Genomic DNA, 26356 nt, shown 5'->3' with positions numbered 1-26356 from the left:
AGCTTTTTTCGAACCTGTTTTCACCATATCCTTAATACTTTCATCTTCACCATCATCATCTAAATCAACATCCCATTTTACACCTTTTGTGAAATATTATTCCCTTCTCGAAAAGAAGATCAACCCATTAATAAGATCTAGACTTATCAAAAATCTCAAAACCCTGGAGACTTTGCCGGTATCGAATCTATTAGGACTCACACCATGCGCAAAACCTTTGGCTATTGGTTCTATGAACAAAAGACATTGCAATGTTGCAAGGAATCTTGAATCATAGCACACCACAGATTTTCACTTAAATATATTGGTATCACTAAATAAGAAAAAAGTAATATCTTAGTTACATTTCAAATTTTCAAAATAAAAAGGGCATATCCCTTTCGGAATTGCCCTTTACCTTAAGAGTATATGTCAGCTTATTATTTATTTCTTTTCACAAAATGATGAATCCCTTCAAAGATTACTTCTTTTAGAGCTTCTGCATAATCCGAATAACCTTGTTTCCCTGCAATTATTTCCAATAATCCCCTTACATTCCCATCAAGTATTATAGTAACTCCTGGCGTCAGTTCACCAGTTTCTTCATTCTTAAATGTTTCTTTTATCATAATTAATTTATTTTCTTCAATGACCTAATCCTCTCTAACTAAATAGCTTTTATTCTTATCTTCCCAGTATCTATATTCATAGGGTACTTGTTCATCAAATCGCTGTAAATAACCTCTCCAGTTATTCGGAATATATTCTTCAAAAGATATTGATTCCGGATAATTAGAATAAAAAATTAAACGCTCAAAATCTATTAGGAAACATGGATTATAATCATAATAGGCTTCTTCTCTATTAGTTCTTAGTTCTCTTAAAAATTCTAACCTAATATCTTCTGTAAATCTTTTATATTTTTCTATTCTTTCTAAAAAGTTAGCTATTGTAGTCTCATTTAAAATACTAATGCCTTTTCTTTCTTCTGGATATTCACTAGGAGAATAACCAGCTTGATTATAATCTAAACACCATAAATCCGATTCATTTATATACCAATTGAGCTTATTTTTATATTTTACACCCACTATAATATTTTCGGCGTATAAAGGCTTAATCATTTAACTCGTTCTCCTCTCTTACTTAATAAGTTTAGCATTTCATCCACATTCTACCAACAACCGACTAGTGGGGTCAGGTAATTCGTATGCAATACCTTCAAATCCATATTTATCAAAAGTACCCTTGTCAACAATCTTAGGAGCTGTTCTACCTTCGTTAAGTGGATTAGTTTTATAATCCTTCTGAATAAAAACAGCCTATGTAGTTATACAGGTTCTTCAACCATAAGTAGTTGTTTTCTTCCGTAAATTACAACCTTTTTTGTCCCTCCTTTTAAGAGAACAATAGAACCATTTGGTAAAAACTTTTCTTTAGAAAATTGCATAATTCCCCATCCTTGCTTTATCTAAATGTAATTCTATATTCATGATGTTGCTTCTCCCTTTTCTTTTCCGCATTCTTTACTGACTATAGGAGAACCACGATTATATACTTAAAATTCAATACAGACTCTTTAAATGGTTTCATGTGTTCTACCCCCATCTTCTATATGCTTCCTTAAATAATAATACCTATGGAGTTCCATAATGAAATGAAACAACATAAACGAAAGCATGGAATATACACACATTAATACAATTGCTACCATCTTTTGTGTTGCAAAACCAAGACTGATATTAGCAATGAGTTGACCCAATACTACAAAAGCCACTACTCCAAAACTAGAGTTTTTTTTCGATGATTTTGATTTTTTGATTGATTCCTGAAGTTTTTTAATATGATTTTTATAATAATAATGCAAAGCAAAAATATACAAACCAACCGAAAAAATAAAATAGATAGGAGTTTGTAATCCTAACATTCCATATGCAAACTTTTGGGTTATAACTAATAATCCTACTGAACATACGATGCCAAATACCCCACGAAATAGAGTGTATTGTAATTGCCGCTTCCTAGGATTTATAACAATCCATATTGCCCATACATTTAAAAAAGCAACTGGTGGAACTATTATGTACATATATATCGGTTGAACAGGATTCGCAAAAGCAGGCAAAAGCACAAATATATCTGCTATCCCAATCACAAGAGTAATTATAGTCGATCTTATATCATTTACAGCATAAAGAGCCATATAATATTCAAAAGCTTTTTTATTAAAATCTGTATTTTTTTTCATGTTAATTAAACCACCCCCGCTACTGTTAACCAAGCTTTTTTCGAACCCGTTTTCACCCTATCCTTAATACTATTATCTTCACCATCACCATCTAAATCAACATCCCATTTTACACCTTCTGTGAAATATTATTCCCTTCTCGAAAAGAAGATCAACCCATTAATAAAATCTAGGCTTATCAAAAATTTCAAAAAGCCAAAGATTTTGCTGGGATCGAATCTATTGGGACTCACACCATGTGCAAAACCTTCGGCTATTGGTTCTATAAACAAACAAAAGATTTCGCTATGTTGTAAGAAATACTCAATTATAGCACTCTATAAATTACACTGAAATATATTGGTATCAATAAGGAAGAAAAAGATAATATACTAGGTAATTTCTATATCTAATCATATATGATCAACATAAAGAAAAATTTGATATACAATCAGATTTAAAAACATTACTTAATAATTCTTTGAATTAAATTGGAGCTGATTCTCTACTTAAAAAACATGATTACTATATATTTCACCAGAATACAGATTCTAAACTATTTAATTAAAGACTAAAAAAAGCATCTATCTTTAGATGCCTTTTTCAATCCAAAAACTATTTTTTTCCATGATATTCGAAATTCCCCACCATGTTCTTCCGTTTTAATTTTAACCTTATATGTATCATCCTTAGGCACTTTAATATTTTTTTCGCCTTCGCCACTATTAAACTCTAGTATTGTATTATCATTTGAATCCACAACATAAGCAATTATAGTTCCTTGTTTAGTTTTATCATCAAAAGAAAAAATCCAATTCTCACCTTTTTTAACTTTCCTATCTTGAGTTGCAGATCCAGTAAATTTTCTATAATCTCCAGATATACTACCTGATACACTATCTGAAGAACCATGAACTTTACCACCAACAATAGTTCCCTCTCTTGTAAAACAACCACTAAGAATTACTAAACACAAAACAAATAAAATTGTATTTTTAAAATTTTTCACTATCATTACCCCTTCTATTCCCAATAAAATTTTCACCATTAAACTTATAAAAATAACTATAATAAAAAATTATATCCATTAAGATATATATACTTTATTATAGTTATAAATTCCAAATTATTATTTCAAATCTTCACGCAACTTAATTTCATCCTCATTTATGTAACCAGTAAAAATAACTTCTGATATGTATTCATGGTTAAAAAATATATTATATTCAGTTGAAACATTTCCAATAGGATAATAACATGCCACATAATCCCAAGTTTCCTTAGTTTTTGAATCTTCCTGTTTTCTACCATATATCACCAAAGGTTGCTCCCATGTTTTAAATTTCACAACCGAACCTATTGGAAGTAGTTCTAACTCTAAATTTTGTACCATCTTAGTTTCCCCTTCTTAAAATAGCCTTTTTTATAAGGAAATAAGTGATAGAAAACAACAAACAAGTACCAATTGTACCAAAAACTGCAACCGAAATGTTACCTGCTAATGTTTCATTTGGATCCAATGCATTAGGTAAAATTGTACCAAAAATTGCAATACAAGCTAATATAATCATAAAATATTTAAATTGTTTCACTTTTTTATTCATGCTACTTATCTCCTTTATTCCTTAACATTAACTTCTAAACCAAATCCCCATAAACCTACATCAGGACCAAATGGTGCATGGAATTTGAATCCACTTTTTCCAGCTTCAAAAGATCCCCCGAGTGTTCCAAGCGATGCTGATCCCCCAGTTTGTAACTTTTTATCCATAAATGGAATAGGAATTTTTATAGCACTCTCATATTTTACTAGAGTAGCTTCAGCTCCTATATGTAAATTTCCATTTTCCACATGAGCACCTAAATCTACAGTAGCAAGAGCTACTTTAGCCTCAGCTCCTATTCCAAATCCTTTAATATTCTCTAGTTCTATTCCGGCTTGGGCTACTGTAAAACCAACCATTTGGTAATAGTTTCATTGATACTTTTGCCTTCTAAATATTAAATGAATTTTGCGAATTATAAATCCAATTCTTTTTCTTATTGTCTATACGTTTATAGATATACTCTACTGTAAAGTATGCAATAACATTGCAAATTAGTGACAGACCTATAAGTAAAAGTTTATCTTCTAACCGTATAGTAGAAGAAACCCCAATTAACAATATAAACATAATACATACAGTAAAAGTCAGAATTCTATTTATTGTACGCATATCTTAATTACTCCAGTCTTATATTAATCCCGTTTTTTTGTAAATTTATCATAAAATTTCTCCTGCGCCCAACTTCCGAATTTAAAAAAACATATTAAACCTGCTCCCAAAAGAATGAGAACGATAGTTCCTAACAATTTTTCCCACCAATTGTTGGATGGAGTAATCATTAATCCTATAATAGATACAGATATTACGACATAAACTAAAATATATAATGGTTTATATGATGGAGTTTTCATATCATTTTTTCTCCTCAGGTTTTTCAAATTTAAAACTACTTCCCATAGTAAACCCCTCTAAAACAGGAACTGTTATACCAGTTTCTTTTCTAACGCTACCTTTCACACCTATTGCACCCAATCACAAATCACCTTTAATTTTCAGGTCTGAATCTCCAATAATTGGTAACAAATCTAGAAAATGTAGCATACTTACTTCTACTTCATACTTAAGTGTAGAAGCTTCCGATGCTGCCTTTAAGGAGTAATCGTCAATACCTGCTATAACTTCTAATGAGCAAAATATATATTGGTTAATTTCACCAAACGCATTGTAATATATTATTCCGAACTTTTAAACACTTTATCTTTCTATTGAATATTCTACTTTTACTTGCTTTACAAGATTTTATGCAAAAAAGACCACCAAAAGGCAGTCTCAAAACTCAATCCTATTCCCCGTTCCGCACTCCACCGCTTTCTCATACAAATACTTCGCAGCGATAATATCTACTACTGCCAAACCAACTGATTTGAAAATAGTAATCTCTTCATCATTTTCGCGTCCAGCTTTTTCCCTGCTTATAATTTGCCCAAGTTCGGTATGGAGATTGCTAGTTTTATCAGAATTTGAAGGTCACCTGTTTCTAAATCACATTCAATTAAGCAATCCTACAAATGCCTCTTCTTCCTCATCTATAAAACCTACAAATATAATTTCTTCAATAGCATCATGATTAAATACAAATGTATAATCAGGATCAATATATCCTTCTGGATAAAAACAGCCTATGTAGTCATACATAACCGGTTCTTCAACCATAAGTAGTTGTTTTCTCCCGTAAATTACAACCTTTTTTGTCCCTCCTTTTAACAGAACAATAGAGCCATTTGGTAACAGCTTTTCTTTAGAAAATTGCATAATTCTCCGCCCTTTCTTATACGGCTGATATATTTTTCAAAGATTATTTAAATAGCGCAGAATCTCACTTGCACCATCCTGTCGTTTTCGATTAAGTATTATTTATCCCTATCACCCAAAATAGAAAAAAGTTATCTCTGCTATCTAAATATAATTCCACATTCATGAGATTAACTCTCCCTCCTATTTTTTCTATCCTTTAACCAACTAGAAGAAGAATGCGATTATATACTTGAAATGCAACAAATTCTCTTTAAAAGCCTATACGTATTTTCCCTCCATCTTCTATATGCTTCCGTAAATAATAATACTTATGGAGTTCTATAATCATATAAAACAAACCAAACGAAAACACTGTGCATGCACACATAAATACAATCGCACCCATCTGTTGTGTTGCAATGCTAAGAATTATATTAGCAATTAACTGCCCCAATCCCGCTGCAATAGCTGCTACTTTTACACCACCAGTTCCTTTCGATGATTTTGATTTTTTTCTTGGTTCCTGAAGTTTTTCAATATGATTTTTATAAAAATGATACAAAGCAAAACTATACAAACCAAATGAAAGAATACAATAGATAGGAGTTTGTAATTGTAACACTTCATAAGCATATTTTTGAGTTATAACTAATAATCCGACTGAACATATGGTGCCATATACTCCTCGAAATAGAGTGTATTGTAACTGTCGTTTCCGAGGATTGATAGCAATCCATATCGCCCACAAATTTAAAAAAATAACTGGAGGAGTTACTATATATACATAGAGTAATTGAAAAGGATTCGCAAACGCAGGCAAGAGAACAAACACGTCTGCCCCCAAAAGGACAAGGACAATTACGTGGACTCTTATTTCATTTACAGGATAAAGAGCCATATAATGTGCAAAAGCTTTCTTATTAAAATCTAGACTTTTTTTCATGTTAATTAAACCACCCCGCTACCGTTGACCAAGTTTTTTTCGCGCTCGTTTTCACCATATCCTTAATACTATCATCTTCACCATCACCATCTAAATCAACATCCCATTTTACACCTTCTGTGAAATATTATTCCCTTCCCGAAAAGAAGATCACCCCATTAATAAGATCTAGGCTTATCAAAAATTTCAAAAAGCCGGAGATTTTGCCGGTATCGAATCTATTAGGACTCACACCATGCGCAAAACCTTCGGCTATTGGTTCTATAAATAAACAAAAGATGTCGCTATGTTGTAAGAAATACTCAATCATAGCACCTCACAAATTACACTTAAATATATTGGCATCAGTAAGGAAGAAAAAGATAGTGTACTAGATACGTTTTGTATTTAATTCAATTGTAATAAAAAACTATATTTTCAACAATTTCTCACGTAATATCAATTCATTTTCAGTCATGTAACCTCTGTGTAATTCTTCTACAATCTTATCGCAATTAAAGCATAATACTTTTTCATCACCTAAATAACCAACTGGATAAGGAACACCTACATAGTCAAAATCACGTTTATCTGCTGAAATAACCATTCTTCCGATAATCATAATGATTGGTTCTACACCTTTTAGTTTAACAACTGAGCCAATAGGTAATAGTTTCATTTATTTGCTCTCCTTTTTCTTTTTATATCTGAATATAAATTCTAAAATAATTATAAAAGCAAATCCAATAGATAATTGAATGACTGTAAAAAGGATTTTTTCTTTTGAAGAAGCTTCAGGTAAATTACATATTACTACAAGGGGAATAAGTACCCCAACAATGGTAAGAATCCTTAACAATTTATTCATATTTTGAATTCCCCTATCACATAGGTAATATCATTTCTTGTTAAATTTACTATGTACCAGTTCAAAAAATTTATTTGCACCAAGTGAAATTGCACCAATAATAAGAACCCCAATAATAAAATAAATCTTTTTAAATAAACTGTAAGGAGATAAAATAGCAACTACAAGAAGTATTATAATTGCAACGAATGTGACTAATTTTCCAACTTTAAATGCTTGCATATCAGCTTTCCTCTTTCTTTGGTTTTTCAAATTTGATAAATCCTCCAAGGCCAAACTCTTCCCCGAAGTATCCCCCGGTTTCAGCTCCAAGCTTTACTTTATAACCGAATGTACCTAATCCTAATTCCCCTTTTGCTATTACATCATGGTCTCCTATAAATGGAACGAAATCTGGGATATGAAAAAGATTTAACTCTGCTTCATATTTGTTAGCAGTAAGTTCCGATGCAATTTTTAATGTATATTGATCCACACCTGTTGTAAAGTTTGCTTCGCCAAACTTTTGAGTAATGGTTAACTCTTGCGGAGTAAACCTAATAGGTCCAATGGGCCCAATAAAAGTAGTAATTGGAACCTTTATTTTTGTTATTTTAAAGGAGTTTTCTAAAGCAGATCCCTCTATTTTTGCTCCAATAATATTTCCAGCCATTAAATCATCTTTAGCAGCATCAAAAGAAAAAGGCACATTTACATCTATTTTTCCAGATAAAGCTTTCATGTTCCACTCGCTGTTATTACCAAGAGGCTCCTTACCATCAATCACAGAACCTTCTAAAACTCCTCCAACACGATCTCCATCTTTCCATTCTGCTTTACCTGTAAAATATTTAATGTTATCCTTATCATCTTTTTTAGTTCCTGCCTGTGCTATTTTATCAGCTTCATGAGTTTTCTTTTCTGTAATTTTTTGAATAGATGTTGTCCATCCCATGTTCAATACTTGCGTACTAAATGTACCGCTGACAACACTAAACCCTTTCCCACTTTGGACTTCCGCAAGACCTGCAGCAATACTCGCTGCTAATTGAATTGCTGTACTATAATTATTACTAGAGGTCTGATTGAATTGATACAAATGATCCAGCTTTTCTTGCAGTTTTTGCCTCATAACAATAAAAAGATTTACCATGGCATCCATACCCGGCATTGGCATAGCTTGATTGACAGCTTCCATACTTGTTTTCATTCGGTCAATTTCCCGAATTTGTTCTAATATCTCTTGTTCAATTACATCTGTGGAAGCGACTTGTGATTGAAATTGACTTGGAAAAGCACCATTCTGACGGATTAATTCTTCACACAAATAAATGATTCCTTGTGCCAAAGGTCGAAAAGTTTGTACAAAAAATGCTTTTGCACTGCTATATGTTTGCCCCTGTAACACAGTATCAGTTGCAAAAGCATCAATCGACTGAATTGCTTGTTCCATACCTTGAATGGTGGCCGTACATACAGCATTCATACTTTGAGTTTGGTTTTGTACTTCTCCCAAATACATATTTAAACTCATGAATTAGCCTCCTTTACTAATTGTTGTTGCTGATATGAAAGATCATTTTCTAAATCACTAAGATCTCGTTTCTCTTTAAACAATGTTTCTTTTTGGCTTTCCAATTCAAATGTAAGTTTTCGTTCGATGTATTGTGCTTCTTGACGAATATCCATAAAAAACAATGACATTTCTCTATCTTTATGCCAAGTTCCTAAAATACGATCAAACAAACGATGGTTTTGATTCTTCCATACATGAAAATCTTCCTCTACTTTTTCCTGTTTTTGAATCGCAGATTGATTTCGGTCTTGTTCTTCAAATACACTTCGTAACTTTTGATTTACTTGATTAATTTGTTTTTCAATATGTTGACTCATCTTTTTCCTCCTACTATTTTACTTTACGTAGGTTGTCACATTAGCGAAAAGTGTTGTGAAGTTCATTATCCATTCTCTCAAATTCATTAGATACCGAATGAATATTATCAACCGCTTGTTGAAAGGCAGCGGAAAATTGTTTCGTCAAGTCTAAAACTTGCTGATTCGCTTCTTGTGCTTTGAAGTTAACAGATAGTGTTGTACGCGTCGCTTTTGTTATGGAACGACTTGTTGCACTTTGAATCCTATCAGAGGCTGATCCCATTTTCGTAGCAATTTGCGTTGCTGTTTGTAAATCACTTTGAAATTGTCCCATTCTTTCAAACCCTTTCTATAAGTTTTCCAAATGCATCAAAGAAATCTCATTAAATATATATCCCTATCAATATCACTCGCTCTAGGCATGCAATCAAATGAGCCATACAATATAAGCTGTATGGCTCATTTAAAATACTTGTTATATAGAGTACGACAATTTTTATTTCAAACCGAAATTACGTGATAATTCTTCATCATGAGAAGCAACAGCCTCTGCAGTTTTATTAAGCTGCATATTAATCTCTTGTAATAGCTGTGCAAAGTTTTGTACCTTTGGCTTTAATTGATTGAACTGTTGGTCAAAACCTTCAAAAGCACGACCTTCCCATTCTCCTCTTAATTCATTTTGCAAGTTTTGTAGTTGACTTAAAATGTCCTCAATTTGATTTGCACCTTGTCCATATCGAGCCGCTTTCGATTTAAGCTCCTCTGGTGACATACGAATTTGTCCAGCCATTTTCATTTCCCCTTTAATACATAATGAGCAAAATATTTATTGGTTAATTTTACTAAACATATTATAATCTATTATTCTGAACTTTTAAACGTTTTATCTTTCTATTGAATATTAGAATATGAATATTCAATTCTAATCATTAAATATCCTACTTTTTCTAGCTTTACAAGATTTTATGCAAAAAAGACCACCAAAAGGCAGTCCCTCAAAGCTCAATCCCATCCCGCGCTCCACTACTTTCTCATACAAATAATTCGCAACGATAATATCTACTACAGCCAAACTAACTGATTTGAAAATAGTAATCTCTTCATCATTTTCGCGTCCGTTTTTCCCCCGCTTAGGATTTGTCCAAGTTCGGCGTGGAGATTGCTAGTTTTATCGGAATTTGAAGATTACCTGTTTCTAGATCATATTCATCCTACAAATGCCTCTTCTTCCTCATCTATAAAACCTACAAATATAATTTCTTCGATATCCTCATGATTAAATACAAATGTATACTCAGGATTAATATATCCTTCTGAATAAAAACAGCCAATATAGTCATACATCACAAGTTCTTTAATCCCAAGTTTTTGTTTTCTTCCATAGTTATTTATGTGAATTCAGCTCGTTTTTTTGTTTTGGATGAAAATTATATTTGAACTTGATAGCAATGTAGTGCTGCACCTATTAGGCAAATTTGACAAAGAAAAGATACCCAAAGGTGCCTTCCTCCCACTTGAACCATCTTAATTTTATTGTGTTGTTATTATATAAGAAAAGAAGACATCACTTAAGATGTCTTCTTTTCTTGTACACTTGGTGTTAAGAAGGTATTTATTGCTTAAAAACCATAAAAAAAATATAACAATCATCGAGTAAACCTATTATAGCATCAATAAATAGAGTTTTTATATGCATTTTTACATATATATAGATTTATTTATGTTTTATCTATATAGTTAAATTGTCTGTTTCTTGTTTTAATTCGTTTGTTTATTTTGAGTGCTCCAGCAATGGAGCCTTTTTTTATGCAATAAAACATTTTCTTAGCATTACTTAGTTGATCTATATTAACTTTACCCTCTTAAATTATATCTATATTTTACCAAATAATTATATAGATAACCAGTTTTTTCTAATAATCTAGTGAATTGATAATTTTAATGTTAGTTGTTAATACCCATAGAAAAATTCATTATGCAATGAAAATTGAGAAATCAAGAATTATAAAAAACTTATAGTATCTTTTGTAAAGGTATATTTTTAATTTGCATATTAATATGTTATAATTTAATTTCTAAAACTACCAAAAAAGGACTGCCAGTAATGGTGGTCCTTTTTTATATTGATGAGATTGTACTAGGTTGAGCAAAAAAATGGAACCCAAAAAGTTATTTCTAATGAGGATAGCCTTCTTATGATGAAGTTTAATTCAGTGGATCTGCAAGCAAACATAAAAGAAGGAAAAAATTACAATTTTACTTTACGTGGATATAGAGTACCTATACTTTCATGGTTTCCAAATTTAGATGGTGCCGAACCACAAAATTAGCACTATTCTTTAATAAAAAATCCTACTCATTTTTTAATGAGTAGGATTTTTTATTAAAGAGCTATTTCGTATTAATTTGTGCCATCATTTAATATGCTATTTTTAAATGATTTCCAAATTTGATGACTAATTATTTAAATTTCTAAACTCTATACAGCACTATCATTTAAACAATTATTAAATATATCTTCTCTCTAAAACATCGTATTATTATTAACTGCTTCACTTGGAATCTCTTGAATTACATCCCAGTGTTCGACAATCTTTCCATCCTTGATACGAAATATATCCACTATAGCAACTCCCTTATCTTGAGAATTAGTACGAGAGTGTACATGAAGAGCAACTGTATCCCCTTCAGCTACTACACGTTTAATCTCTGCAGAGGAATTAGGATTTTTAACAAAATCCTCCTTAAAGAAATCCATGAAGGCTTTTCGTCCATCAGCAACAAAAGGATTATGTTGCTTATAATCTTCGCTAACATATTTAGGGATAATATCGATATTATGTTTGTTAAAAACTTCATTATAGAAATCAACTACCATCTTTTTATTCTTTTCATTTTCTTTTACTTCTTTTGATACAGAAGCGACATTTTCACTCTTTATTGAGTTCCCTTTGTTATTACCGGTGGAAGCTTGATATACCAAAGTCGAAACTACTCCTAAAATAAATACAGAAATAATTGTTATGATTAAATTTTTCTCTAATTTCATATATACCTACCTCTTCTACTTAAATAAGTTTTCTTCTATAAAAAGCTTGAAGAAGGAGAAACCTTCCCCAAAATGTAATGTCAGGGATAATGTTAGGAATTTCATTTATCCTAACCTCCCCCTATACAAGGCATATTAGAAACGATTAACTCTAACTTAATACCTCATTAACAGTTGCACTGTCCACAATTTGAATAAACTTCTTAACCTTATCGTTCTCATCAAACTTATAAAGATGACAAAAATCTGCTACAAATGACTTCCCTGTAGCTTTATATGTTCCACTATATTTTCCATAAACGATAACAGTATTGTTATTAAAAGTATAAATTTCATCTTTAGCGTTATAGTCATTCCATTCCGTGCCAAGACGTTCATGTACGTTTTTCACTACTTCATCTGGACCTATATAAGTACCTGCATATGGAAACCCAGCAGCTTCTGTCCAAGATACATTTTCACTTAAATACGTTTTGAACGCATCCAATTTCCCTTCGCCAGTTAACACATACGTTTCATGTAATAGTTTTTGATATTTATTCATATCATTAACCCCAAGGCATTTCTTTTGTAACAACTTTTGCACTTAATTCTAATACACCTTTATTTGCATAGCCTGGATATGCTGCTTCAAGTTTTGCCACAAAATCTTTTGAAGTTCCACTTTCCTCAGAAGCTTGAACCGCCGTTCTTAGATAATCCATTGTCGCAGTAAGTGCTTGATTATTTAGGGATTTTTCGATTGATCCATGGCTAGGCACAATTATGTCAGCATGTAATGCTTGTAATACTTTCAAGTTCTCAATCCATGCCTCCATAGCCGCTTTTGAGCTAGTATCCGCTAAGAATACATGTATTTCGTTAAATACATCAATACCACCAATTAATACTTTTAGTTCTTTATTAAATAGGCTAGTTCTGTAATGATCTAAGCCTACTAGTTCAAATGTTAACCCCTGAAAATCAATCGCTTTTTCTTTAAATACTTGAGGTAATACCACGTTACTTGGTGCATTTTCTCCAAGGGCGTCTTTCCAAACTTTTAATTTCCCTAAGACAGAATGAACGATATGTTCAACAGTAGACTCTGTTGCATACGCTATAGCTTCTGGGTAAACGGCTTTAATGCTCTCTAATCCAAAGTAGTAGTCTGGATCCCCATGAATAATAAAGATTTTATCTAGAGATAAGTTGTTTTTTTTCAAATACTCTACAATTTCTTTCGAATCAGATTGCGTAAATTTTGAGTTTATTAAAAATGCATGTCCTGCTTTCTCAACTAATGTTGCTGTGACCATAAAGCTTTTTTCGTCCGAACTAAACACCGTTAATTTCACATCTTTTTGATTTGTATCGATTGTTTTAAACATAGTATGTTATTCTCCTATTGTTAAAGTTATTAACTAATTATCATATTTTTACCTTGTTCCGATAAAGTGAAACTTTAATCAGTGGGGGTTTTGTTCATCCCCCACTGATTATTAGTTGAACCAATCGGACTTTTACGGACAGTTGATCCCCCACCTAACTTCTTTGCTTCCACTGAATTTTGAGGTGGGGGTCTTACTGCCCGTTAAAGCGGGATAAAATCTCCCACTCCCATTTATCTGAAAGTGTAATAGTACTAGCGAATATTCCGGAGATGAATGTCAGGTGGCCTAAGATAACATGTTTGCTACTATATCCTAAATTTTCTTAATATAAATTTTTAAAACGCGCTTCAATTTTATCCGGTGTCATTACGCCACCACCAATAGGAATAATTTGATTATCCTTTTGTAAAAGTAATGAAGGATAGCTATTAACACCAAGCTGTCGAACTTTATTGAAATCATTTTGGACATCTATTATTGTTTCTTGAGCGTTTAAACGTTCTAACACTTGTTCAGGGTCCAAACCATGCTCGATTGCAATCTTGCGATATGTTTCAGGATCACTCAGACTTTGGCCCTCATAATAAAATGCTTTTTGCATAGCCGAAGTGAATTCTAATAAACGGTCTGGCGCTAATGAGCGTAAAGCTGAAAAACCAATTGCAGCATCTTTCGAATTCATTTTAAAAGTCCCTTCCTCCACCAATTTTTGATATGAAGGACCAAATTCAGCACCTGTAAGTTGATTAATTCTTTTATTTCCTTCTTCTATATATGAGAAGTTTTTCATTGGTAAATTATCTAAAAATAACCCTCCACATAAAACCGTTAATGGTACTTCAGTGTGGTTTTTGTAAAATCCTTTAATACTTTCTGAAAAACCATAGCACCATCCACAATATGCATCCCATACGTAAATAAGATTATCTTGTTTCGTCTCCATTTAAATCTCCTACCTTTTTTTATTATCCAGCTCAACTAAATTTTTGGTTTATATAGGTACATCTTTTTATACCTTGTTCTTTTTTAGATGCCTTACTATATTTCCCAAAAACTAATATTTCTAAAGAAAGATCCACCAAGGTTTTTAACAAAAGATAACATTGCACCTTATTGCCCCGTAACAGAAAATACTAAAGCTTGGAATATGCATTGATTTGAATGTGTTAGTAACTTTCTACACCGGGTGGCAACGTATGGACCACCATCCTTAATTAAATATATAAATCATATTTTTAGCAGATATTAGTTGTAACTAAATTAATTACGCCTTTATGTAACCATTTTAGTTACAACTAATATAGAAGTCAATTCTTTTTTTCGAAAACATTAAATTTCTACATTATAACGAAATTCTGTGTTAACTTGTAAAAAAAAAGAGGAGCCATCTCCTCTTCATAAATAAACACTATTTAATTTGTTCCTTATACTCATGGTTAACAACTACATACCACTTTCCTGTATCAAATTTTTCTTTATTAATCACGTAAACTTTACTTTCTCTCATTACCTCCCCTGGTTTTAATCCCTTAGTAATAGTAGAGGTCTCGCCTTTTTCAACCGCATAACTACTAGCTGCCAACACATCACTTTGGTAAGCATTATCATTTTCATCCACTAAATCCACTGATGGTAAAACGGCTAATTTCATCGGCTCGTTTGTGATATTTTTCCCTTCTGCTTCTACAACAATAAAGACATGTCCATCTTCAGGTTTTTGGAATCCTATACTCTCTTTACCAACCTTATCTCTTTCTACAACTCTTTTTACAGTTACATCAAATTTAGGCGTATGAAAATCCTTGTTTACAGCATACTCTTTTTCTTTTATTTTTGATTTCTCTTTTGTTTGTTCTGTATTTTTCTGCTTTGTATTTTCTTTCGTTTTCGCCTCATCAGTTGTTTGCACTTTCTTTTCTTCTTGTTTAGAATTGGTTTCTTTAGATTCTGAAGAAGTTTTGTCGGATGTATTGCCGCAACCAGATAAATTGAATACTAAAGCGCCACCTAAAATACATGTAGTAAATTTTTTCAACATCTCTTTTTATCCCCCAATAACACGATATGTAAATTTCTTACTTATCATAGCAAAAAACACGATCTTAAATTGTTGCATTTTGTCGAATGATTAAGAATAATCAAGTTACTCCACATCCTCTTTTATTATAAAGGTAAATATAACGTCTATAAAACCTGCTATAATAGGCTTTTACACCCTTAGCGTACAATTTTTTACTTTCGGTAATGTGCCCCCCATTTGAAGGATAATTGGAATATTAAGACCAACTGATAGAGGTGTTTGCGTGGAATTATTTGAGTATTATAAAAAAAAGGGGAAGTTAAAGTGTTTAATTGGAACTGGGCTTTTTCTTTATGGATTAATTGGTATGTATAATACTTGGGGTAATATTAATTGGGGACCAGTAATCTTAATTATTATAGCTTCTCTTGTATTTTTTAGTATTGGATTTTGGCAATTAAGAAAAGGAAATTTACTAGAAAAAAATATAGTTAAAAATGATTTAACATTTTGGGATATTGATACTTATGTTTTGTTAGAATTACCCAGAAATAATAAACATTTAGGTTTATATACTCCTGATGGAAGATATGTAGCAGGAACAAAGATGATTTCTTCAACATTACCTATTTTAAAAAACAAAGAAGTTTTTGGATTGGAAGCAAGTGATGGAGAAATTCTTGCGTATTTTCAAAGTGAAGTTGAAAATTATGATTGGGCTATTTATGATTCGAATTATAATTGTGTAGGTATGTTTAAAGAAAATATGATACAAGGATTTGGAATGGTACGTGGTTCTTTGATGAATGAAAAAGAGATAAAAATTTCTGAGATAGAAGTGGAATTTGATTTTTTCGAAACGTCTTTTCGTACAATGGATGATCGTATATTAATAAACTGCAAGAGGGGATATATGCCTTTAGAATGGAGTGAAAGATTTGGCTTAAATGTACCGATTATTAAATTAGGTAATAATATTTCTAATGCTGAAAAAATATTTGGTTTAGGTATTCTTCTTTATATTTTAGAAACAATTAAAGTAAGAAAAAGTAGGATTTTTAATGATTAGAATTAATTATTTATATTATGAAATTTATTGAATCTTTTATTAGAGATTACATCGCCGAAAGTGAAATATTGTATATTTTAGAATTACTTTACGTTTACTTTTTAAAATTGATGAGCATTTGTTATGCCAGAACCAACTGGAAATGGAAACGGCAAGCGAGTATACTCCGCTTGCCGTTTTTTCATAGCTTCGTATGTATTTGAATCCCTTTCGCTTTCTCTTCTTCACCCTTCACGCGTACAATTAAATCATATGACCTGGGTTTTGGCGCTTCAAAAGAAATCAAACCTTCTTTTTGAGAAGTGACTTCTTCTTCATAAATGACCTTATCATCTTTTGTGACTTGCAATAAAATCGTACCTTCTTCAACTGCTGCCTCATAAGGAATTTCCACATTTCCTTTTTCAGCTTTAAGCGTTTGTACATCGTAATACCCTTGCAAAGAACCAATTGTTAAAGTCGTTTCGCCATTTTTTTGAACCTTTGTGACTTTTGTTGCTGTATTACATGCGCTTAACAATACAACAAGAGTCAAAATGAGAAATGAACGAAGCAATTTCATAGAGAGTCCCCCTTCCATTAAATATATTAAGGATAAAATATACAATCTAACATATCATTACAATTATAGTTGAAAAATAAGGAAAATTATATAACAGGAAATGCAGCTATAAACAATCACTGACCATTAGTCTACAACCAATCCCACACCCCAACACAAAAGAAAAAAGCACCAGGTCCCCCTAGTGCTCTCCCCCTAAAACAAATGACAAGCCACCTGATGCCCCTTCGCAATCTCCACCATCTTCGGTACTTCCTGTGCGCATTTTTCAGTAGCGAATTTGCAGCGCGTTCTGAATTTGCAGCCGGACGGTGAGTTGAGCGGGCTTGGAACTTCCCCCTCTAGGATGATCCGTTCTTTGCCTATGTTTGTTGGATCTGGTTCTGGCATGGATGAGAGTAGTGCTTGTGTGTATGGATGTGCCGGTTTTGTGTATAGGTCTTCGCTGTCGGCAATTTCTACTATGTTTCCTAAGTACATGACTCCGATTCGATCTGATATGTGTCTTACCATGGATAGGTCATGTGCGATGAATAAGTATGTGACGCCTGTTTCTTCTTGGATGTCTTGCAGCATGTTTACGACTTGTGCTTGGACGGAAACATCTAGTGCTGAGATTGGTTCGTCACATAGGATGAAATCTGGTTTTACAGATAGTGCGCGCGCAATGCTGATGCGCTGTCTTTGGCCTCCGCTAAATTCGTGCGGGTAGCGATATAAGTGTTCTTCTTTTAATCCTACCTTTTTCAGAAGGTCTAAAATGATTTCTTTTTGTTCTTCTTTTTCGTAAGAGCCGTGAATGTTCATTGGCTCGCTAATAATTTGGAATACGTTCATTGCCGGGTTTAATGATGCGTATGGATCTTGGAAAATGATTTGCATTCGTTTTCTATATTCTTTTAGTTCACTTTCCTTTAAACTTGCGATGTCTTTTCCGTCGAATAAAACGTTACCTGAAGTGACATCGTGTAAGCGAATGATACTTCTTCCTGTCGTTGATTTTCCGCATCCAGATTCTCCTACTAACCCGAATGTTTCACCCTTTTTAATAGTGAAGCTTAAATCATCGACTGCTTTTAATTGCTCTGTTTTTCTGCCGAATAGTCCTTTTTTAATAGGAAAATACTTTTTTAAGTTCCGAACTTCAATTAAGTTTTCTTCATGCATGAAAATCACCTACCGCCCTATCGTTTAGCCAGCACATGGAACGTCTTTCGTTTCCAATTTCAAAATATGGCGGACGTTCTTTTTCACAAATGTCCATCGCATGCGGGCAACGCTCTGCGAATGGGCAACCTTGTGGCGGGTTTAATAAGTTTGGCGTTACACCTTGAATGGGAGCAAGTCTTTCTTTTACGCCGTTTGCGATTTTTGGCAGAGAGTTTAATAACCCTTTCGTATATGGATGATTCGGCGATTGGAAAATATCAAGTACAGGTCCTTCTTCCATAATAAGTCCGCCATACATAACGATAACGCGTGTACAGTTTTGTGCGACTATTCCTAAGTCATGCGTAATAAGAAGTAACGCCATGTTCGTTTCGTTTTTTAAGTTTTTCATTAAATCTAGTATTTGTGCTTGTATCGTTACATCAAGTGCTGTCGTCGGTTCGTCCGCAATGAGAAGGTCAGGGTTACAAGACATCGCCATTGCGATCATAACTCGCTGCTTCATACCTCCGCTTAGTTCATGCGGATATTGTTTCACCCTTTCTTCTGGTGAAGAAAGACCGACTTGTTTTAACAAGTTGACCGCGATTTGCTCTGCTTCTTTCTTTTTCACTTTTTGATGACGTATAATTACTTCCATCATTTGTTTCCCAATTTTCACGACCGGATTTAGCGCTGACATTGGGTCTTGAGAGATAAGTGAAATTTGATTTCCTCTAATAGAACGCAATTCTTTTTCAGATTTAGAAAGTATGTTTTCATTATGAAAAAGGATTTCCCCTTCTTTCACTTTTCCTGGTGACGTAACGAGAGACATAACGGACTTCGCCATTACACTCTTTCCGCTTCCAGATTCCCCAACGATACCGACTACTTCTCCTTTATTTAAGCGAAATGTAACGCCGCGAACCGCTTCAACTTCGCCACTTTCTATGAAAAAAGAAGTCTTTAAATTTTTCACTTCTAGTAGTTTTTCAGACACGCTTCTCACTCCCTTCACTTAACACTTTAGTTTTCATGTCCGGCTCCTTTTGGTGCGAAAGCTTTCTTCAATGCTTCACCAATTACGTTAAAACTAAGTACCGTTAAAAGGATAAGGAATCCTGGGAAGAGTGTTAAATACCAAGCTTCACCAATATATCCTTGCGCATTGTTTAGCATGCTGCCCCAAGAAGAATCTGGTTCTCTAATACCTAAACCTAAAAAACTAAGTGATGATTCCATTAAAATCGATGTCGCAATTGTTAATGTCGCAGCGATAATAATGGTTGATAAAATGTTAGGAATGATATGTCTTACAATAATCATAAGTGATTTTTGTCCTGATACTTTTGCGTATAAAACGTACTCACGCTCTTTTACAGATAACGTTTCTGCCCTTACAATACGGGCGGTGTCCATCCATGTTAGTAATCCGATAATAAGAACTAACGTCGTAATTCCTGGTTTTAAATACGCATTTAATAGTAGCATTAAAAAGAATGATGGAATTGACATAAGTACTTCAACAACCCTCATTAAGAAGTTGTCTAACTTTCCGCCAAAATATCCGCTAATTGTTCCAACTGCGGTACCGATTGTAATAGAAACAACCATCGCAAGAAAACCGACCGCAAGTGAAACTCGTCCGCCATATAACGCTCTCGTTAAGTAATCTCTTCCGTAATCATCCGTTCCGAAAGGATGACTCATACTTGGTTCTTGTAAGCGATCTGGAATCGACATTTTGCTAGGATCGTACGGCGATACGAATGCGAAAATTGATGCGACCGTTAAAATCGCAAGTATAATAACTCCCATTGCAACAAACTTATTTTTCGTAAAGCTATGTTTTATCGTTTGAAATCTCCTATTATTCATTCCAAATCACCCCCTCATTCGAATGCGCGGATCTACTACGCCATATAAAATATCAGCAATTAAGTTACCGAGAATTAACATGAATGATGATAGTAATGTAATTGCCATGATAATCGGATAATCAAATCTAAAAATAGCATTTACCCCAAGTGAACCAAGACCCGGCCATGAAAATACTGTTTCCGTAATAAATGCTCCGCCTACTAAACTTGGAATCGATAATCCGAAAATTGTAATGATTGGTATTAATACATTTCGAAGTACGTGATTAAATAAAACCGTTTTCTTTGAAGCACCGTACGCATATTGAATTTGTACATATTCTTCTTCTAATTGCTGAATCGTACTTGAACGAATATATCTCATATAAACAGATACGTTTTGGAACGCTAGCACCATACAAGGTAAAATGCCGTGTTGCACAATATCCCAAACAGAATCTTTACCTACGGTGCGCATACCCATACTCGGAAGTAGGTTCAATTTTAAAGAGAATAAGTAGACTAATAGTAGTGCAAACCAGAAAACCGGCATAGAAATACCAACGTATGAAATAAAGTTTACAATGCGGTCAAAGAATGAATTCTTTTTCACACCTGTAAATAGTCCAAGTGGTATTGCGATTACGAATGAGACGAGTAAAGATGATCCCATTAACCCAATTGTTGCGGGTAATCTTTCTGCGATAAGATCTAAAACAGGACGATGATTTTGAAGTGAGTAACCAAAGTTCCCTGTTAAAATGTTTTTTAACCATAAAAAATACTGCACGTAAATTGGTTGATCTAGTCCTAAACTTTTGCGAATACGCTCCACATCAATTGGACTCATATTTGGCGTTACAAAGTTTCGAACAGGATCCCCCGGCGCTAGCTTTATTAATAGAAAAGAAATAATAGAAATAACAAATAAAAGCGGAATTGCATTTAAAAGCCTCTTCGCAATTACTTTATACACAAACTTCCCCCCTCAAGCTAAAGAAGCTGATTTCCACCAGCTTCTTTATTGTTTCTTATTTCACTTCATAAATCTTAGATAGATCTTCAAACATTGTGACAGGAATTGCTTTTGCTTCTTTTAATCCATCAAACTTTTTATCTACTGCAATAACTGCTTTCGGATATGCGATTGGTAGATAAGGTACATCTTCTCTAGCTGTTTCTTGAATTTTATGGTATAGCTCTGCACGTTTTGTTTTATCTGTTTCAACTGCAGCTTCTTCCCATAACTTATCGAAATCAGCGTTTTTATATCGTGCATAATTGTATTCAGCATTGCTTAAGAATAAGCTCTTATATGAATCTGGCTCAGGTCCCATTATGTAACCACCAAATGTAATGTCATATTCTTTATTCTCTTTATCTAAGCCTTTTTCACTTGCTGCACTAGCATCTAATGCATTTAGTTCAACTTCTAAGCCAACTTCTTTTAATTTTTGTTGTGTATAAAGCGCTAAGCTTTCCATGATTTTATTATTCGTTACATACATCACGCGTACTTTTTCTTTATCTTTCACGCCAGCTTTTGCTAATAAATCTTTCGCTTCTTTTTTATCATACTTATAGTCTTTAATATCTTTCGCATAATACATAGCGTCTGGCGTTAAGATTGAATTTGCTGGTTCTGCAAATTCACCCGAAACGAATGCTGAGTTAATCATTTCTTTTTTATCTAACGCATGCGCAATTGCTTGGCGCACTTCTTTTTTCTTCATAAGATCAGTATTCATGTTATAAGATAAGTAGAATAATCTACCTTCAGGGAATGTCACCATTGAGAAGTTCCCAGTGCTATCTAATTTCTTAAAGTCTTGCGGCTCAATCATTTTCATGTTGATTTGACCATTTTGCAGTGAAACATTTGCTGTATTACGGTCTTTTACAACTCGGTATACGATAGAGTCTAATTTAGCTTTCCCACCTACATAATCATCGAATCGATCTAATGCAACGTACTCATCTGATTTATATTCTTTAAACTTAAACGGACCTGACCCTACAGGTTGTAAGTTTTTCTTACTCTTCGCTAAATCTGCTTCCCCTTCAAATACATGTTTCGGAATCGGGAAGAAATCATTCATCACACCTTCGAAAGATGCGCTTACTTGTGGTAAAACGAATTGAGTTGTTAACTCATCTACCTTTTTCACCTCAAGCGGCTTTCCTTTAAAAATAAAGTTTTCACGACTTGAGCTATTTTGCTTCTCATCTAAAATAGATTGGAATGTAAATGCTATATCGTCTGATGTAATTTTCTTACCATCATGCCATTTCAAATTATCTTTCAATTTCAATGTCCACGTTAATTGATCTTCTGAAGGCGTAAAGCTCTCAGCAAGAACAAACTTTTTCTTACCGTCTTCCATATGATACAGCGGCGCATATAAAGCTTGCTGCACAGTTAATGACACACGATCATTCGCATAAAGCGGATTCATCGTATCTGGATTATCGCTAACGCCAATCGTTAACGTTCCTCCATCTTTCGGAGTCCCTGATTTACTAGTGCCCGCTTGCTTCGAATCTTTTTCCCCTGAACAAGCAGCTAATGCAATAAATAATAGTAGGACAAATGGTAATACAAACAACTTCTTCTTCATATTTCGACCCCTCTCGACTATTTACACCTATAAGAAAACTCGGAATTAATACCGAGTTTTCTTATAGGTTTTAAATTACCACTACCCGTATGTATTGTCAAACTTTTTCCCAAAGATAGAAAGTTTTTAATCTATTCATGCATTCTTGCGATAAAGTGAAACTTTAATCAGTGGGGGGGTTGTCCATCCCCCACTGATTATTAGTTGAACCAATCGGGCTTTTACGGGCAGCCCGACTCCCACCTAACTCCTCCGCATTCGCCGAGTTTTGAGGTGGGAGTCTTACTGCCCGTTAATGCGGGATAAACTATATTTATGCGGAGGAGAAAATAAAAAGACCACGAATAAGTAGCCTCATAAAATGAGTTAAAAAACTATCAACTTACAGAAAATCCCTCTAAAATGATTGTTTTATATGATCGAAAATGTAGAATGGGATTAAAGACAAAAAACACATTTAGGAGGTTATCATGACATTTGATGAATTGAAAAAAAATAAACCAACAACCTCATGGGTTGAGTATGATGAAGATGGGGAATTTTTTACTGAAGAAAATATAAGTGCAACAAATACAGTTCTTGACACTTACATAAATAATTTAGAGAAATTGGGAAAAAATCCAACTGAAGTTGAAATAATGCATGTTGTTAAAGAGGTTGTTCTTAACATAAATGAATTAAATGACGAACATGACTATTTTATCGAAACAATGGAAAGAGAAGATCTCTATGAATTTATCGATACAGCAGCACGAATAGCTGGTCTAGAATCTGAAGAAGATATAACAGAAGAATGGCGTGAATGGTAAAAAGCTGTACCTCTAATTATTAGAGGTACAGCTTTTTTCATACACCAATTGAATGAATGATGTGATGTCCGCGCAGAATTCATATATTTAAACATAATATTAAAAGTATTTAATTATAAATACTAGCACACCCATCCTGACAAAAAAGACCACCAAAAGGCAGTCCCTCAAAACTCAATCTTATTCCCTACTCCTTGCTCCACCGCTCTCTCATACAAATACTTCGCAACGATAATATCTACTACCGCCAAACCAACTGATTTGAAAATAGTAATCTCTTCGTCGTTTTCGCGGCCGGCTTTTTCTCCGCTTATGATTTGGCCGAGTTCGGCGTGGATGTCGCTTGCTTCAAATAAACCTTCTCGCACTGGAACTTGAAGGTCACCTGTTTCTTCTAGTGCTGCTTCTTTTGATTCGACTACTACTTTGTTTGCTCCCGCGATGGCGTGGGATGGTAGTTCTTGCATGCTCGGTTTGAATGAGCCGACGGCGTTTACGTGGACGCCTTTTTGTAGTTTTTCTGAGAAGACTGGTGTGGATGCGTTCGTAGTTGTGACGATGATGTCTGCTTCGCTTATTGCTTCATTTGCATTTGTGTGAACATATGCAGGTTTGTTGAATCTCTCTTGTATATACTCCGCAAATACATACGCCTTTTCTTCTGTTCGATTGTATAAAATGACTTTTTCGATAGCTCTTACCGCAAATACAGCTTCAGCAATTCCCTTCGCCTGTTCACCCGTCCCGATGATACATAACGTTTTTGCGTTATGACGAGCTAAATATTTTGTCGCTACTCCTGATAAGGCGCCTGTTCGAATCATCGTTAAGTAGGATCCTTCTAAAAGTGCGAGCGGTTCTCCCGTTTGAAAGTCTGATAGCATCACAATCCCGTTGATCGTTTTCTTTCCTACCTTTTTGTTCTCGGGGACTACTGTTACTACTTTTAAGCCAAGTGCCTCAAGCCCTTCCGCTACTGAAGGCATAATTAATGCCGTATTTTTCTCGTTCGCAAATAGTAATGAACCTCGAATTGGCGTGATTGTTCTTTCTGCGGAAAATTCTTTTAAAGCAAGCGCCGCGTATTCAATAACTTCATTCATATTTACTAAGTTTCTTTGTTCGTTCGCACTTATGACTAGCATATCTTTCCACCCCCTCCTTCTATCCTAACAAAAATCCACGGTTCAAATCATCTCTCGGGTCTACAACGAACTGATGAAATCCTGTAATAAAGGCATGCCCCGTTACTTTTGGAACGACAGCTTCATATGTATCTACTGCGGTTACCGACAATACTTCCCCCTCGAATTTCCCGTCAGTAATGCATTCATGGACGAAAATTTCTCCCTTTTGTAAAGCATCTTTTTCAAAAAGAGTTGCGATTCTCGCAGAAGTTCCTGTACCGCAAGGAGAACGGTCTACTTGCCCATCAGCAAAGATTGTTACATTTCGTAAAGTTGCGTCTTCCCCTTTCGGTTCATCTGAAAAAATAACGCCGTATATCCCTTTTAATCCTTCTTCAAGTGGATGCTTCACTTCCATTTTGCTCTCGATGTAGTGCTTAATTTTACCGCCCCACGCTTGAATAGCAGATAAGTCTTTGAAATCGACTTTCAAGCCAAATTCTTTACAGTCTACTACAGCATAAAATGCTCCTCCAAACGCGATATCTACTTGAAATTCATAGTTATCTATTTTAATAGGAACGTCCTTTTTGTATACAAAGGAAGGGACATTTTCAAATGATACAGATTCTACTTCACTCCCGTTATATTTTGCATACGCAATAACTTCTCCGGCTGGGCTATCAATAATGAACTTTTGTTTTTCACCCTTTACTTCAAACATGCCTGTTTCAATTCCAACTGTAATGACAGCAATAATGCCATGACCACACATCGTACTCCATCCTTCATTGTGCATAAATAAAACACCAAAATCAGCGTGGGCACTTGCTGGCGGTGTAATGATACAACCGTACATTCCGTGATGCCCTCTCGGTTCATACATCAGAATTTCACGAAGGTAATCCAAATGTTCCATACAGTATGCGCGTCTTTCCAGCTGCGTTTCCCCTTTTATTTCTGGCACTCCGCCCGTAATAATTCGAAGCGGCTCCCCAGCTACGTGTGCATCAATCGTTGTATATATTTTACTAACCTTCATTTCTATCTCTCCCCTATACGTTGATACTATTTCCAACGCAAGTATCATGCCAAATCGTATAGCATTACTTTTTTCAAATCCCCTCAGTAATGTGTATTCTTTTTTCAACAAATTCATATACAACTGTCTACTTTTTTATACACGGCTTGGATGTTACGTTATAAAACACCTCGATAACTTTGCAATTCCTCTCGTACACACATGTAGGATTCCTTTTACCATTATTATTTTCAATGTAAAGTTACTTCGCCCCCCAACATATACTGTTCAAAAGCAAAAAGGAAGTGATCCCATGTATTACGGAACAAAGGGCTGGTACGTAGCTGAACTAAAAAAATTAGGCGTACGCTATCATGAAGGACGAAAACTAGAAAGTTACCGCGGACACATCTTGCGCAATTTACTACTTGCACAACAAGAGAAATTAAAAGAACAGTAACATTCTAATGTAACGATATCGGCGATTCTCGGAATATATCAGC

At 34.0% G+C, this 26356-nt stretch carries 34 protein-coding genes and 6 pseudogenes; 6 read left to right on the top strand and 34 right to left on the bottom strand.

From position 1 onward, the window contains the following. Nucleotides 1–96: 96 nt before the first annotated feature. Nucleotides 97–321 (top strand): annotated as a pseudogene (locus tag MKY21_RS04800) (tyrosine-type recombinase/integrase); the annotation flags it as partial. A 98-nt stretch (nucleotides 322–419) separates the two neighbouring features. Here MKY21_RS04800 and MKY21_RS04795 read toward each other — a convergent pair. The 4 genes and pseudogenes from MKY21_RS04795 to MKY21_RS04780 form a co-directional block, all read right to left on the bottom strand. Next, on the bottom strand, nucleotides 420–629 hold the full coding sequence (locus MKY21_RS04795) for a hypothetical protein (protein WP_043308071.1): 210 nt from the start codon (nucleotides 627–629) through the stop codon (nucleotides 420–422). A gap of 3 nt (nucleotides 630–632) precedes the next feature. Then, nucleotides 633–1103, bottom strand: coding sequence for a hypothetical protein (locus MKY21_RS04790; protein WP_000595042.1), 471 nt, complete (start codon nucleotides 1101–1103; stop codon nucleotides 633–635). Between the two features lie 178 nt (nucleotides 1104–1281). Next, nucleotides 1282–1429: pseudogene (locus MKY21_RS04785) on the bottom strand (DUF4176 domain-containing protein); the annotation flags it as partial. 129 nt (nucleotides 1430–1558) lie between these two features. Further along, complete coding sequence (locus tag MKY21_RS04780; RefSeq protein ID WP_118043374.1) at nucleotides 1559–2227, bottom strand: hypothetical protein; 669 nt, start codon at nucleotides 2225–2227, stop codon at nucleotides 1559–1561. 128 nt (nucleotides 2228–2355) lie between these two features. Between MKY21_RS04780 and MKY21_RS04775 the strand changes: the two are divergent. Next, nucleotides 2356–2619, top strand: a pseudogene (locus tag MKY21_RS04775) (tyrosine-type recombinase/integrase); the annotation flags it as partial. Between the two features lie 158 nt (nucleotides 2620–2777). Here MKY21_RS04775 and MKY21_RS04770 read toward each other — a convergent pair. The 8 genes and pseudogenes from MKY21_RS04770 to MKY21_RS04735 form a co-directional block, all read right to left on the bottom strand. After that, on the bottom strand, nucleotides 2778–3254 hold the full coding sequence (locus MKY21_RS04770) for a hypothetical protein (RefSeq protein WP_187299589.1): 477 nt from the start codon (nucleotides 3252–3254) through the stop codon (nucleotides 2778–2780). 81 nt (nucleotides 3255–3335) lie between these two features. After that, nucleotides 3336–3599, bottom strand: a complete 264-nt coding sequence (locus tag MKY21_RS04765) for a DUF4176 domain-containing protein (protein ID WP_000250498.1) — start codon at nucleotides 3597–3599, stop codon at nucleotides 3336–3338. A gap of 1 nt (nucleotide 3600) precedes the next feature. Then, nucleotides 3601–3810, bottom strand: coding sequence for a hypothetical protein (locus MKY21_RS04760; protein ID WP_001036924.1), 210 nt, complete (start codon nucleotides 3808–3810; stop codon nucleotides 3601–3603). Nucleotides 3811–3824: 14 nt separating this feature from the next. Continuing rightward, on the bottom strand, nucleotides 3825–4169 hold the full coding sequence (locus MKY21_RS04755; protein WP_002163866.1) for a hypothetical protein: 345 nt from the start codon (nucleotides 4167–4169) through the stop codon (nucleotides 3825–3827). Nucleotides 4170–4445: 276 nt separating this feature from the next. Continuing rightward, nucleotides 4446–4664, bottom strand: a complete 219-nt coding sequence (locus tag MKY21_RS04750) for a hypothetical protein (RefSeq protein ID WP_341075571.1) — start codon at nucleotides 4662–4664, stop codon at nucleotides 4446–4448. A 418-nt stretch (nucleotides 4665–5082) separates the two neighbouring features. After that, nucleotides 5083–5253: pseudogene (locus MKY21_RS04745) on the bottom strand (ornithine cyclodeaminase family protein); the annotation flags it as partial. Between the two features lie 48 nt (nucleotides 5254–5301). Beyond that, the gene (locus tag MKY21_RS04740; protein ID WP_001160636.1) at nucleotides 5302–5565 is read right to left on the bottom strand and encodes a DUF4176 domain-containing protein; all 264 of its coding nucleotides are present in this window, start codon (nucleotides 5563–5565) and stop codon (nucleotides 5302–5304) included. A 253-nt stretch (nucleotides 5566–5818) separates the two neighbouring features. Continuing rightward, entirely contained in the window at nucleotides 5819–6490 is a 672-nt protein-coding gene (locus MKY21_RS04735) for a hypothetical protein (protein WP_341075569.1), read from the bottom strand. Nucleotides 6491–6617: 127 nt separating this feature from the next. Here MKY21_RS04735 and MKY21_RS04730 point away from each other — a divergent pair. Further along, nucleotides 6618–6881 (top strand): annotated as a pseudogene (locus MKY21_RS04730) (tyrosine-type recombinase/integrase); the annotation flags it as partial. Between the two features lie 18 nt (nucleotides 6882–6899). Here the strand turns inward: MKY21_RS04730 and MKY21_RS04725 are convergent. From MKY21_RS04725 to MKY21_RS04660, 14 genes and pseudogenes are all read right to left on the bottom strand, one after another. After that, nucleotides 6900–7148 (bottom strand): DUF4176 domain-containing protein, encoded by a 249-nt coding sequence (locus tag MKY21_RS04725; protein ID WP_000771613.1) that lies wholly within the window; start codon nucleotides 7146–7148, stop codon nucleotides 6900–6902. Next, a complete protein-coding gene (locus MKY21_RS04720) occupies nucleotides 7149–7337 on the bottom strand; it encodes a hypothetical protein (protein ID WP_097999439.1) in 189 nt (62 codons plus the stop codon). 30 nt (nucleotides 7338–7367) lie between these two features. Further along, nucleotides 7368–7559 (bottom strand): hypothetical protein, encoded by a 192-nt coding sequence (locus MKY21_RS04715; RefSeq protein WP_001147556.1) that lies wholly within the window; start codon nucleotides 7557–7559, stop codon nucleotides 7368–7370. 1 nt (nucleotide 7560) lies between these two features. Further along, nucleotides 7561–8850, bottom strand: a complete 1290-nt coding sequence (locus MKY21_RS04710) for a T7SS effector LXG polymorphic toxin (RefSeq protein ID WP_341075566.1) — start codon at nucleotides 8848–8850, stop codon at nucleotides 7561–7563. Next, nucleotides 8847–9209, bottom strand: a complete 363-nt coding sequence (locus MKY21_RS04705; RefSeq protein WP_000077666.1) for a DUF3958 family protein — start codon at nucleotides 9207–9209, stop codon at nucleotides 8847–8849. Before MKY21_RS04705 ends, MKY21_RS04710 begins: the two co-directional genes overlap by 4 nt. A 40-nt stretch (nucleotides 9210–9249) precedes the next feature. Continuing rightward, a complete protein-coding gene (locus tag MKY21_RS04700) occupies nucleotides 9250–9525 on the bottom strand; it encodes a TIGR04197 family type VII secretion effector (protein ID WP_000529641.1) in 276 nt (91 codons plus the stop codon). A gap of 162 nt (nucleotides 9526–9687) precedes the next feature. Further along, the gene (locus MKY21_RS04695) at nucleotides 9688–9984 is read right to left on the bottom strand and encodes a WXG100 family type VII secretion target (protein ID WP_000918591.1); all 297 of its coding nucleotides are present in this window, start codon (nucleotides 9982–9984) and stop codon (nucleotides 9688–9690) included. Between the two features lie 132 nt (nucleotides 9985–10116). Then, nucleotides 10117–10284 (bottom strand): ornithine cyclodeaminase, encoded by a 168-nt coding sequence (locus MKY21_RS04690; RefSeq protein WP_242280889.1) that lies wholly within the window; start codon nucleotides 10282–10284, stop codon nucleotides 10117–10119. A gap of 116 nt (nucleotides 10285–10400) precedes the next feature. After that, nucleotides 10401–10577: pseudogene (locus tag MKY21_RS04685) on the bottom strand (DUF4176 domain-containing protein); the annotation flags it as partial. Between the two features lie 1141 nt (nucleotides 10578–11718). After that, nucleotides 11719–12243, bottom strand: a complete 525-nt coding sequence (locus tag MKY21_RS04680) for a nuclear transport factor 2 family protein (protein ID WP_341075563.1) — start codon at nucleotides 12241–12243, stop codon at nucleotides 11719–11721. Nucleotides 12244–12394: 151 nt separating this feature from the next. After that, nucleotides 12395–12787, bottom strand: coding sequence for a nuclear transport factor 2 family protein (locus tag MKY21_RS04675; protein ID WP_341075562.1), 393 nt, complete (start codon nucleotides 12785–12787; stop codon nucleotides 12395–12397). Between the two features lie 4 nt (nucleotides 12788–12791). Beyond that, entirely contained in the window at nucleotides 12792–13613 is an 822-nt protein-coding gene (locus MKY21_RS04670) for a hypothetical protein (RefSeq protein ID WP_000477273.1), read from the bottom strand. A 325-nt stretch (nucleotides 13614–13938) separates the two neighbouring features. Next, nucleotides 13939–14559, bottom strand: coding sequence for a DsbA family protein (locus tag MKY21_RS04665; RefSeq protein WP_000448622.1), 621 nt, complete (start codon nucleotides 14557–14559; stop codon nucleotides 13939–13941). Between the two features lie 465 nt (nucleotides 14560–15024). Beyond that, a complete protein-coding gene (locus MKY21_RS04660; protein WP_086411023.1) occupies nucleotides 15025–15654 on the bottom strand; it encodes a hypothetical protein in 630 nt (209 codons plus the stop codon). Nucleotides 15655–15919: 265 nt separating this feature from the next. Between MKY21_RS04660 and MKY21_RS04655 the strand changes: the two genes are divergently transcribed. Further along, nucleotides 15920–16705 carry an ABC transporter ATP-binding protein gene (locus MKY21_RS04655; RefSeq protein WP_341075558.1) on the top strand — a complete coding sequence of 262 codons (786 nt, stop codon included), beginning with the start codon at nucleotides 15920–15922 and terminating at the stop codon, nucleotides 16703–16705. 181 nt (nucleotides 16706–16886) lie between these two features. Here MKY21_RS04655 and MKY21_RS04650 read toward each other — a convergent pair whose 3' ends face one another. From MKY21_RS04650 to MKY21_RS04625, 6 genes are all read right to left on the bottom strand, one after another. After that, entirely contained in the window at nucleotides 16887–17267 is a 381-nt protein-coding gene (locus tag MKY21_RS04650) for a BA_1872 family lipoprotein (protein ID WP_341075556.1), read from the bottom strand. Between the two features lie 195 nt (nucleotides 17268–17462). Continuing rightward, nucleotides 17463–18434 (bottom strand): ABC transporter ATP-binding protein, encoded by a 972-nt coding sequence (locus MKY21_RS04645; RefSeq protein ID WP_000544130.1) that lies wholly within the window; start codon nucleotides 18432–18434, stop codon nucleotides 17463–17465. After that, a complete protein-coding gene (locus MKY21_RS04640) occupies nucleotides 18427–19419 on the bottom strand; it encodes an ABC transporter ATP-binding protein (protein WP_001291149.1) in 993 nt (330 codons plus the stop codon). The genes MKY21_RS04645 and MKY21_RS04640 overlap by 8 nt, the downstream gene beginning before the upstream one ends. A gap of 26 nt (nucleotides 19420–19445) precedes the next feature. Beyond that, a complete protein-coding gene (locus MKY21_RS04635) occupies nucleotides 19446–20297 on the bottom strand; it encodes an ABC transporter permease (protein WP_001065278.1) in 852 nt (283 codons plus the stop codon). 6 nt (nucleotides 20298–20303) lie between these two features. Beyond that, complete coding sequence (locus MKY21_RS04630) at nucleotides 20304–21254, bottom strand: ABC transporter permease (protein ID WP_000278771.1); 951 nt, start codon at nucleotides 21252–21254, stop codon at nucleotides 20304–20306. A 55-nt stretch (nucleotides 21255–21309) separates the two neighbouring features. Further along, nucleotides 21310–22896, bottom strand: coding sequence for an ABC transporter substrate-binding protein (locus MKY21_RS04625; RefSeq protein ID WP_000727701.1), 1587 nt, complete (start codon nucleotides 22894–22896; stop codon nucleotides 21310–21312). Between the two features lie 470 nt (nucleotides 22897–23366). Here MKY21_RS04625 and MKY21_RS04620 point away from each other — a divergent pair, with 470 nt between their 5' ends. Further along, a complete protein-coding gene (locus MKY21_RS04620; protein ID WP_109139978.1) occupies nucleotides 23367–23705 on the top strand; it encodes a hypothetical protein in 339 nt (112 codons plus the stop codon). Nucleotides 23706–23872: 167 nt separating this feature from the next. Here MKY21_RS04620 and MKY21_RS04615 read toward each other — a convergent pair whose 3' ends face one another. Further along, nucleotides 23873–24850 carry an ornithine cyclodeaminase family protein gene (locus MKY21_RS04615; protein ID WP_341075550.1) on the bottom strand — a complete coding sequence of 326 codons (978 nt, stop codon included), beginning with the start codon at nucleotides 24848–24850 and terminating at the stop codon, nucleotides 23873–23875. A 19-nt stretch (nucleotides 24851–24869) separates the two neighbouring features. Further along, complete coding sequence (locus MKY21_RS04610; RefSeq protein WP_341075547.1) at nucleotides 24870–25874, bottom strand: proline racemase family protein; 1005 nt, start codon at nucleotides 25872–25874, stop codon at nucleotides 24870–24872. Between the two features lie 208 nt (nucleotides 25875–26082). Here MKY21_RS04610 and MKY21_RS04605 point away from each other — a divergent pair, with 208 nt between their 5' ends. Beyond that, nucleotides 26083–26313 carry a YflJ family protein gene (locus MKY21_RS04605; protein ID WP_137026075.1) on the top strand — a complete coding sequence of 77 codons (231 nt, stop codon included), beginning with the start codon at nucleotides 26083–26085 and terminating at the stop codon, nucleotides 26311–26313. The last annotated feature ends 43 nt before the right edge of the window (nucleotides 26314–26356 follow it).

The sequence above is a fragment of the Bacillus sp. FSL R9-9497 genome (genome assembly GCF_038005805.1).
Classification (GTDB): domain Bacteria; phylum Bacillota; class Bacilli; order Bacillales; family Bacillaceae_G; genus Bacillus_A; species Bacillus_A cereus.
Note: the sequence above shows the minus strand (reverse complement) of the source record. Positions and strands in the feature narration are given on the sequence as shown.